Annotated in this window: 11 protein-coding genes; 4 read left to right on the forward strand and 7 right to left on the reverse strand. The window is 65.2% G+C overall.

Going from position 1 to position 9,905, the window contains the following annotated elements:
• Positions 1 to 791: 791 nt before the first annotated feature.
• The 6 genes from WAX14_RS23170 to WAX14_RS23195 form a co-directional block, all read right to left on the reverse strand.
• On the reverse strand, positions 792 to 1,196 hold the full coding sequence (locus WAX14_RS23170; RefSeq protein ID WP_422630385.1) for a hypothetical protein: 405 nt from the start codon (positions 1,194 to 1,196) through the stop codon (positions 792 to 794).
• Positions 1,197 to 1,435: 239 nt separating this feature from the next.
• A complete protein-coding gene (locus WAX14_RS23175) occupies positions 1,436 to 2,140 on the reverse strand; it encodes a hypothetical protein (protein WP_422630386.1) in 705 nt (234 codons plus the stop codon).
• Between the two features lie 636 nt (positions 2,141 to 2,776).
• Positions 2,777 to 3,100, reverse strand: a complete 324-nt coding sequence (locus tag WAX14_RS23180; protein WP_422630387.1) for a hypothetical protein — start codon at positions 3,098 to 3,100, stop codon at positions 2,777 to 2,779.
• 91 nt (positions 3,101 to 3,191) lie between these two features.
• Positions 3,192 to 3,890, reverse strand: a complete 699-nt coding sequence (locus tag WAX14_RS23185) for a hypothetical protein (RefSeq protein WP_422630388.1) — start codon at positions 3,888 to 3,890, stop codon at positions 3,192 to 3,194.
• Between the two features lie 479 nt (positions 3,891 to 4,369).
• A complete protein-coding gene (locus WAX14_RS23190; protein ID WP_422630389.1) occupies positions 4,370 to 5,041 on the reverse strand; it encodes a hypothetical protein in 672 nt (223 codons plus the stop codon).
• 16 nt (positions 5,042 to 5,057) lie between these two features.
• Complete coding sequence (locus WAX14_RS23195; protein WP_422630390.1) at positions 5,058 to 5,999, reverse strand: hypothetical protein; 942 nt, start codon at positions 5,997 to 5,999, stop codon at positions 5,058 to 5,060.
• A 361-nt stretch (positions 6,000 to 6,360) separates the two neighbouring features.
• Between WAX14_RS23195 and WAX14_RS23200 the strand changes: the two genes are divergently transcribed.
• Positions 6,361 to 6,576: a hypothetical protein gene (locus WAX14_RS23200; RefSeq protein ID WP_422630391.1), complete on the forward strand. Its 216-nt coding sequence runs from the start codon at positions 6,361 to 6,363 to the stop codon at positions 6,574 to 6,576.
• A 264-nt stretch (positions 6,577 to 6,840) separates the two neighbouring features.
• On the opposite strand, the gene WAX14_RS23205 is transcribed toward WAX14_RS23200, so the two are convergent.
• Positions 6,841 to 7,038, reverse strand: coding sequence for a hypothetical protein (locus tag WAX14_RS23205; protein ID WP_422630392.1), 198 nt, complete (start codon positions 7,036 to 7,038; stop codon positions 6,841 to 6,843).
• 585 nt (positions 7,039 to 7,623) lie between these two features.
• On the opposite strand from WAX14_RS23205, the gene WAX14_RS23210 reads away from it, so the two are divergent.
• From WAX14_RS23210 to WAX14_RS23220, 3 genes are all read left to right on the forward strand, one after another.
• The gene (locus tag WAX14_RS23210) at positions 7,624 to 7,953 is read left to right on the forward strand and encodes a nucleotidyltransferase family protein (protein ID WP_422630393.1); all 330 of its coding nucleotides are present in this window, start codon (positions 7,624 to 7,626) and stop codon (positions 7,951 to 7,953) included.
• 744 nt (positions 7,954 to 8,697) lie between these two features.
• Positions 8,698 to 9,270 carry a hypothetical protein gene (locus WAX14_RS23215; protein ID WP_422630394.1) on the forward strand — a complete coding sequence of 191 codons (573 nt, stop codon included), beginning with the start codon at positions 8,698 to 8,700 and terminating at the stop codon, positions 9,268 to 9,270.
• The coding region (locus WAX14_RS23220) for a 3'-5' exonuclease (protein WP_422630395.1) at positions 9,267 to 9,905 on the forward strand (639 nt) is incomplete at its 3' end. The genes WAX14_RS23215 and WAX14_RS23220, both read left to right, overlap by 4 nt.

Below are 9,905 nucleotides of genomic sequence, written 5' to 3' on the forward strand. Positions count from 1 at the left end.
CCGCTCGGGAGCCGCTCCGCGGCTCGGCGGTGGTGTCGTCACACTGCCGTCGCCCGCGTCGCCCGCGTCGCTCCGCTCCGCTCGAAACCGAAAACACAAGCCCGCCAACACTTTCCACGTCACCACACCATACCGAACCCGAACACCCGACAGTCGGGGACGCGCTCCGCGCGCCGGCGTCACCACCACCCCACCACCGCGAACCCACCACCTCAGCCATACCCCCACCCTACACCACACCCTCGCCGGATACCGGGAAACAACCGAAACCGGTGAAACGCGAAATACTCAGTGCCACAAACCAACAACCTCACACACTCACATCACAACGCGCGAACACACCCGAATATTTTGCACACCAACATATTCCACTAAACATGTTGCACCACAACACAATTCAAAAAACGGACGAAAAAGACACCCACACCGCCGGCAACCACCCCACAACAACCGGGCGGCCCCCACAACAGGGACCGCCCGACCACCCCCACCTCAACTCACCTCAACTCACCTCAACTCCCACCGGGGAGCCACAGCAAACACCACCTCCGCCACCGCATCAGGAACCGACGAACACGGAACCGCACCCACCACACGACCCAACTCCTCATCCGACAACTCCACACCCGACCACGCACGCACCTGCGCACCCGTCACAACAACACCCCCACAGGTGCATCCGCTTTCTCCGTGTCCAGCACCCCCCGGATTCCGGTCGCAGCCCCCTGAGTTCCCCTGAAATTGGAACACCCTCACGACGCACGATTCGAGAAGGCTTGCCCAAACAATTCTCATTTCACGATTGAAGCCTGTACAGACGGGCCGTTGTATCCGAACTCAGCCAAAGAGCTACCATCCGTATTCACATACCGAGCCTTCACCACCACGGAAATGACCGGCCAATCATTCCCTTCGTCATCATCCTGAATCGCATGATTCCGAGCCCACTCCACATCCAGTGCAACCCAGTCCCCAGCATTGATCCAATTCGTACCGGGTGGAACCGCACGGAAAACCGAAACGGGGCGGTCCGGGTCATTCTGACAATTCCGGAGAACATCTACGGCACCGAGTTCCTCCCTATTGCAGTACCACTCCGGCTGGTCCAGAACATCCTCCGGCCACACCTGACCCAATTCACAGATCGTTGGATCATCCGATCCCGGTGCCAAATGGCTCAATCGGTAGTCAGTCATCGCTGCAGATCCTCCTGAACTATGTTGTCCATCTTCCGCCCAGAATATCCACTTCATACGCGGCCGCACTCAGTGCTATCAGATCTGCGCCGGGCGAAAATCTACTTGGTGTTAGTCGCGGCCGCGCCAGTTCATCCACAGGCAGCAAGGCGACGGCACCCTGGCGGTGTCACAACCCCGCCCGGGTGCCGTCGCCCTGTTCACTCACCCACTAAGAGGTGGCGACCAGTTCTTCCAGATCAGAGCAGCGCGTCCCACGATCCCCGCAGCCCAGCGGAGTCCTCCACCCGCACAGGCATGAGAATCCCGATCGAGTGCGTTCCCACTCGAACACCGATGCTTCCGCGCGCCGACTTGTGGTTCGGCTCGATCAAGAGGTATTCGTCCCGCCGCTTGATCTTGGTGAACTTGGTGAGAACCGCCGGGTTCACCCATGCTGCATAGCCCACGTCGGTACCCATACGGGCTCGCTCACGGACCCCATCCATCAGGCCCCGCCAGTCCGGGAACGAGTGGTGCGAACCGCGTACGCTCGCCGACACGCCATCCGAGCGTCGCAGATACATCATCGTGCCCTCGAACGACAAGATCACCGACACCGCCTTCTGGTCTCGTGTCGCGACCTTCAACAGCGGCAGTGCCGCTTTGACGTCATCTGCAGACAGTGTGACCTGAAATCCCGTCGCCGTGCCGCCTTCCACGCGCTCGACCGTCGCGCGCGTGGCGCACAGCGCAGTGCGATCCATGCCTACCGCGATCATCTGATCTCCACGCACTTCCACGTGCACTACATGGAGAGCGTCGATAGCCGGTCCGGCCGCGAACGTCAGCGCCGTCGACAACAGCAGGAACAACTCGTGCGACGGCAGCGCGAAAATCGGGTTCGCGACAACACCGCCATCGGCCGACTCGGCGACATTCACATCGGCGAAATCAACAGACATCACACACTCCAAACCCCCGGGATGCACACCCGGGACACGCGAGCCGAGGGATGGTCACTCCACCCGGCCCACACCAACTGGGACGGCTCGACTGTAATCACCTGCGCGCACAGTGCGCAAGTACCGAAATGTGCTGTCTATCAGCACATTGTGGTCACTCAACCGTTCACATGACGTCTCTGAAAGCAAGGGCTCTGGCACCCGAATCCCTCCGGCCCATCCGGCCCCGGGCACGGAGCCGGATGGGCCGGAGGTCGACACGCAGATCCCATGACAGTCATCGCATGACGACAGGGCGGCGGCACGGCTGAGTCCACTCGACGAGATGTAGCGCCTGGTCCACGAAGCCTGCTCGCCCAGCAACAGACCAACCGCAGAAGCGCGGACAGAATCAACGAACAGAGATCTCTCGCATGAGCAGCACTCGGAAGAGTATCTATCAGGACGTGCAGGCAGCCCTGACCGAAGTCGGAACACGCCCTTGCCGGTGCCGACGTGACCGTTTGTCCGGTCAATGCCGGCAACGGTGGCTCACATCCATGCGCCAACCTGCTTCCCGGACTGCACGTGGATTGAGAACGTCGGTGGCCGCCCCCTGGATCGAGGGCGGCCACCGACAGGCAGCGGTGCTACGTTCTACATTCCGAGCAGTTCGGCGGCGTAGTTGGACGCCACACGAGCGTCCACGTCGCCCCAGTCAACGTCGAGTGTGTCGGCCAGGTGCCGCAGATCCGCCACGAGATCCGCGATCTGTTCCTCGAACCCGTCGTTGCCGCTGCGGCAGCGTTTCACGTAGGGGACCAACGCTGTCGCGGCGAGCAGAGCACGCAGCGCATTCTGCTGGTCAGCGCCGATCGCCGAGTCGGCGAGGGGCGCATCGGTGTGGCGGCTGCACAGCGCAGCCAGATCGTCGATGTTCTCTGCGCCGCGCATGTCCGCCGCGTAGTCGGTAGTCGTCATGTGCATTCTCCTGCGTTCAGTCTGTTCAGGGCCGGGTCCGGCGCTCGAGTTCGGGCCCCGAAGCGCGCCCACATCCGTGTCGTGCCGTGGTTCAGGACTTCACTACGGCGTCGACGTGCCAACTGTTGACGAAATCGGCCAGGCCGCCATTGCAGAATCGGTCCGCCACCGCCGCTGCTACCTCGTCATTCGAGAAGTCGCGATTCGTCGCGTCGTCCTCCGAATCAGCGGACACCGTGAGAGTCACGGTCACGGCAATGTCGACCACGAGAGTCACGTCGAAGTCGCGTGAACGGACGGGCAGGTCATGGATCTGCATGAACCTGTCGAACTGGGAGCACAAGTCGTTATCGTCGGCCCACTCGTGTGCATCGCACACCAGTGCGTCCACCCATGCTTGGTGTTCCATCCGCGCGATGCTGGTTTCGCGTGTCGCAGCAGCGGCTTCCTCGCGTGCCGCCGCGGTTTCTCGGCGAGCCTCCAACAGCGCCCTCAGTGCTGCCTCCATACGCCGCCACCCCGCAGGAAACGAGAGCCGACCGTCGGCTACCTCCACTTGCTGCGGCGTCACCACAGCGAACACAATCCGCTCTCCGTCGTCTTCCGGCAGAACAACCGCGACGTGTGCGGGTTCGTCTCCGCACCGCGGGTTCGCGGAGTCCACCATCACCCAGCCCGTCACCCACCCCGATTCGGTCTCGACCCGCACGTACGAGCCGGACGCCGGAGGGAACGTCACCGCAGCGCCGCACGCATCCGTTCGGGCCAACGCGACAACATCAGCAGTCATCAGAGAAACTCCAAACTCCCGAGAACGCTGTCTCGGGGTACCGCGTGCCGAAGGTGGTCAGTCCCCGGCCCGCATCAACTGGGACTCGCTCACGTTAACCTGCCGAGGCGGTCCAGGCAAGCCACGGAATGTTCTCCACGCCAGTTGTTTTCATGTCTTCGTGCAGCATTGCGCGGAGTGGAAGTCAAGCTCCCCGGCGCACAAACTTCCCCGGCTCTTCCAGCTCCAGGCACGGGGCTGGAAGAGCCGATAGTCGTCGCCGGCCGAATGGTCGGCCCGCCCAGCGTCAACCGGTCACGACACGGCACCAGCATGTCTCTCGTCGGGGCACTCCCACCGTTCCCACCGCGCGACCGGTCCGACACTCGGGCGATGTGCCGCCACCGTCCTGCAGCACGGCGGACGGACTGCGGGGCGGTGGCGGGGTCGCATCAGCACGGGGCCGGGCGCGGCGGCCCGGCCCCGTGCTGCCAGCGTGTCTATCCTGTGGCGGTGGACGCCAGGGCACCCACTCGCATCACCCGGTACTTCACTCCACCCAACATCGTGGTCCACCGTTCGATGACGGTCTCGTCGTCGGTGTCATCGTCGATCGGGGGGCCGCTGACCGGAACCTCACAGCGGTGGTCCTGGTAGTCGTCCCGGCACCACGCGGCGATCTGGGCGTACGCCGCTGCCTCCGTCGGCGCCACCGCCACATGGTCCATGCACGAGTCGTCGGGTGCTTGCAGGTGCGCGATCCAGCCCTCGGTGTCCACTTCCCCGGCGTAGACGGTGCGACCAGATTCTTCGTGCACCGTTCCGTCCGCGAGACGCCACTGCCACCGCGAGTAGTCCTCCCCTACCGCTTCGATGCAGCCGGTGCCGCCGTGGTCGGCCACGATCTGCAGAGTCGGCATCGCGTCGCGAAGTTTCCCGTCCCCCCACACGAACAGTGTGACGCGACCATCACATTCGTCAACCTCACTGGCACCGGGGCATTCGGAACCGATCGCCTCGGAGATCACCGCTGCTACCTTCCCCGCTGTACCGTCCTCGTCGCGCGCATAGTCCGCGATCTCGGTATCGACGTCGCTGTCCGGCGCGCAGAACGCGGTCCACACCGCGTCCACCGCGGCAGCGGGGAGAGTGATCGACCCGTGGGTGCTCACGTAGTATCCCACAGCCTTACACCTCTTCCGTGGTCGTCGGGTCGTCGCACATGCACGCGGCCGCATGACGCTCGTCGCCGTCGTGGAACGGGCAGTGTGCGGATCTGCCTATCTCGATGGCGTCGAGCGCATCGCACAGCCCTTCGTACAGATCGGCGGTCGCGGGTTCGTCACGTTCGACGGTGTCCGTGGTGCCGGTCGGCCAGGTGATCGTCAGCGCACCCTCATCGACGCCGATGACGATGGTGTGAGCATCCGAGGACTTGTCCTCGCGAGCCGCAGTCGGGGCCTCCCGGCTCGGGGTATCGGTGGTACCCAATGCCCGGTGCGCGGCGGCGAGCAACTCGGTGTGCATCTGCCGGTATCGGTCGGCCACCAGCGGCCAACTGTCGATCAGTGCCTGTTCGAGTCGATGATCGGGGATCGGCGGGATCTGGTCGGTGCCCATAGCTTCTGTTGCGACCGCATTTCGCAGTTCGGTGACAGGCACCATCCGCAAGGCCGGTGCCGTCGCCGATACCAGGGTCCGCGCCGCGCGGGTGAGGGACTCGTTGAGCAGTGTGGTCACACCGTCGAGAACGTCGTACACCGTCACCAACTCGGTGCACGGGAGCGACCTCATGTCGGATAGTCCGGCATCGGCGACGAGCACACCGGAGTCCAGGAACACCGAGAGCGTCAGGTGGTAGTCGTTGGTGAGGTTTCCCTCGTCGTCGCAGGTGAACTCCGCGCACACCTGCGATACTCCCCGGTTCTCACCGTCGATCTCCCACACTCCGTAGCAGCCCGTCACGTTCACGATCTCCCGGATCGTGTCGAGACCGTCGCGGTCACCGGCCGCTGCCCGAGCAATCGCGGCGCCGCTCTCCAACTCCCCGTCGGACAGGATCTCCGCGACCGCCACCCGATCGTACGAGAGCCGCCACCCGGCCCGTACCTCGTCCATCACATTCGTCATCGCACACTCCGCTCCCCGCAGCACTGCGCTGCGGATCGAGCCGGACGGAAGTGGTCAGCAACCGCCCGTCATCAACTGGGACCACACGAACATATCGGCTTTCATCGCCACGAGTCAACACTCCGAATCTCTTGCAACCCAACATTTTCGACGACTAGTGCCACCCAGAAATAACACCCGAAGTCAAGGCGCAAGCACCCACGAATACCCCCTGGGCATTCAGCTCCGGGCACGGAGGTGAATGCCCAGGGGTGCACCATCAACCCGCGCCCCAAAACCCACCACCGAATCCGATAGAATCGCAATCACGTTCCCCGCCAACGGGTTACAAAACACAAACCGAGAATGAGGGAGATGGATAATGTGTGAACAACTCGAGGTCGGCGACATCGTGCAGCGAGTCGCGGCCGCCGGCGTCGGCACCAACCAGGATCGGTACACGGCACGCGTGACCGCGATCGACGGAATCTACGCGTACCTCGACAACGGCCGCTGGTTCGACGTGTACGGAAACGGCCACGACATCGACACCCCCGGCAAGATACACACCGGACTGCTGAGGAAGCTCTACACCTGAACTGCACGCCGCCACGCACATCCCGAAGGCGCACCCCCACGGTGGCCACCCGACCTGCTTCAGCCGTCGAGTGGCCACCGGACAGTCGCCCCGGCGACCTGATTGACCACACCAACCTCATCCAGCGGAAACGTCGAGCGCTACACCGCCCCGACCCGTGACGAAGCTGCAGACCCACACACCCGAACCCCGGCAGACGACCACCACACACCCGACGGTGACACCCGAACGTGCGAATACGCTGCGCCCCACCGAGCGCACCACCTACTTACGCTGAATCCGTGCCACACGCAGCGGCGATCCGGACGCCACGAGCAACCAGTCACCCATGCGCATGAACCCTGCCGCATCGAGCAGCACGTACGTCTCCCGTACGGTGTCCGCCTGCCCCACCTCCTCGGTCGATCCGTCGTCGTAGACGATCCACATGTTCTTCGACTCGCGGTTGTACATCGCCCGCATCGGCACTACCTCTCCGCTCTCGGGGGCTCAGTACCCGCCACGTCGATCCGATTCCAGGACACGATCCGGCCGTCGTCGGTACACACCAGGTACTCCCACGTACCGTCGACCGAATGTTGCTCGAGCACCTGGAGGACGGTTCCGGTCCCCGCCGCGAATGCCGTGCGGTACTGCTGCCCCGCGTGCCGCACGCGCGTTCCCACCGGAATCGGTACCCGGACGCCGCGGGCGGTCACCGCGTAGCCTGCTCACCGGTGCAGCGCACCTCGGAGCGCATCCGGCCGGGCGCGCACCCGAACTGAGTTCGCTCACCCGCCGAACACAGGGTGTCGAACACTCGATCCGGTGGGTATCCGCGGGTGTATTTTTTCGTATTCTTCACTGCCCCAACGCTAGTCGAATAGCTCGGGGAATTTTCGGCGCGATACCGTGGGCCGGCGCGCCCAGCACTCCACATCGCGACCGGCCGGGAGCCGACCTCGATCGACAGGCCGGTCACCGAGGAGTACGCGCACACTCCCCGGACCGGGACTGTGTCGATGTTCGCCGGCGGCCATCGCAGCACCTCCCCGGTATCCTGGGGGCATGACACAGCCCGACGCGGCGCCCGAAACGGGGGTTCTGCGTGGGCTGATCGACGCGCGTCGCGCCGAGTTCCAGACGCTTCTGGACAAGTACGCCGCAACGAACCCGAAGCTGTTCGGGTCCGTCGCCCGCGGCACAGCACACACCGGCAGTGACATCGACATCCTCGTCGAGATGGATCCCGCAGACGGGAACCTGCTCATGCGGGCCGCCGGGCTCATGGACGAGACCCGCGCGCTGTTCGGCCGCGACGACATCGACGTGTTCCCGATCCAGTTGCTCAAGCGAGCAATAGCAGCGGCGGCACTCGAGGATGCCGTCGCCCTGTGAGCCGCGATACCGGTCCGCGCATCACCGGCGGCCGGACCGGAGGCGGCGTCACCGTTCGGCGGAGATCACCGACGTCCACCCGGGATCGCCTCGGGGCAGAAGTGTTCCGATGTCCGTCGTCAACGTCACGGGCGTCCGGCACACGCTCGCGCAGTCCTCGATTCCTGAGCAAGACTGGCCGCGAGCATCTGTCGCTGGGCACCGGCCGCGGCCACCGCAGTCGCTCCGGACGAACGTGTGCGGGTGCTCGCCGGGTGTCGCGCCTCCACTCTGGTGTGGTGCGTGGTCGGTGCCGCGGTATCGACGCACCTGCTGCCGGCCGTGGTCGAGGCTGTCGTGTGTGTTTCCGCGGAAACACGTGGCAGGGTGCAGCGTCCTCGAGCGACCGACAAGGCGGCGAACGACGGCACGGCAGGGAGTTGTGCGGCCGTCCGCCCCCGCGCGCAGCCGCCCCCGCGCGCAGCCACATACTGCCGGTCCTGTGATCGCCGGCGCCGCACAGTGCCGGCCATCGAGATCGACACGGCCTGTCGTACATCCCCGCCGACGTCCGCCGAAATCGTCCGCACCGCACCGCACCGCGCTGCACGCAACGAGAATCCCCCGAGACCGTCGTCGTGGTCGTATCGCACGTTTCCGCGGGGGAACATGCGGCGTCGACGGCAAAAGCGCTGCTCCGGGTAACGATCGAGTGTGGTGACACGATGGCATGAAACGACCCGCTGTCCGCACACGAGGAGCCCGATGAGCGTCGAGTCCGCGCCGTACCACCACCCGATCGCCGTCGTCGACGAACAACCCACCACGGTGGCCGTCTGGCACGTCGACATCAGCGGTGAGCTTCCCCCACGGATGTCGCGTCTCGGTGGGGCCTGGGTCCTCGACACCACCGCCACCGACACCGTGGCCACCCTGCTCACCGGCCGGTACGTCGTGCGCTGCACACCGGCGCCGGCGGATTCGGTCGTCGAACAGCTCCCGGTCGCCGGGTGGATCGACCTCGACGCGACCGTCGATGCCGTCCACACCGAAATCCGTGACCTGGACAAGCGTTTCACCGAACATGCCGCCACGGTCAAGAGCAAGCTCACCCGCCCGGACTGGCCCGAGGTTCCCGACCCGCGCACCGCGGTGCTGCGGCCGGTGACCGGCCCCGGTGACCCGCAGCCCGACGGTGCGGTCGCGTTGGATCTCGCGCGCGGGATCCGGGACCTCGCCGACGTGTGGACCCAGGTCGAAACCCAACGCGCCATGCGTACCTTCCTCGTCGAACCGGACGGAAAGGCCGCGCGACCGCTACCCCTCGTCACCCGATGAGTGGCAGCGGATTGTCGTTCGCCGCGGTCGACGTCGAGACTGCCAACTCCGATCGTGGCAGCATCTGCGCGATCGGTGTCGCGGTCGCGCGTGACGGCATGATCGTGGACACCTTCAGTTGGCTGTGTCGTCCACCGGCGCCGGTCGAGCATTTCTCCGCGTTCAACACCGCCATCCACGGCATCACCGCCGATGCGGTCGCGGGTGCGCCGCGGTTCGGAGACGTGTGGCCGCAGGTCCTCGCTGCGATCGGGGAGCTGCCGCTCGTCGCCCACAACGCCGGCTTCGACACCGGTGCCGTGCGCACGGCGTGCGATCACAGTGGGCTGCCGTGGCCGACCGTGCGTTTCGGTTGCACGATGGTGTGGGCGCGCCGGCACCTGGATCTGATCTCCTACCGGCTGCCGATCGTCTGCGATGCCCTGGGTGTGGAGCTGACCACCCACCACGACGCCGGTGCCGATGCGGTCGCCGCCGCCGGAATCGCTCTCGCGCTGGCTTCGCGGACCGGCACCGGCAGCCTCGACGAACTCGCCGAGGTGTTGGGAACCCGGATCGGCCGGATCACCGAATCCGGGTGGGACGGATGCCGCAGCCGGGCCACCGGCGGGAACGACCGGGTGGTCGGTCCCGAC

The sequence above is a fragment of the Rhodococcus sp. (in: high G+C Gram-positive bacteria) genome, from assembly GCF_049299235.1.
Classification (GTDB): domain Bacteria; phylum Actinomycetota; class Actinomycetes; order Mycobacteriales; family Mycobacteriaceae; genus Rhodococcus.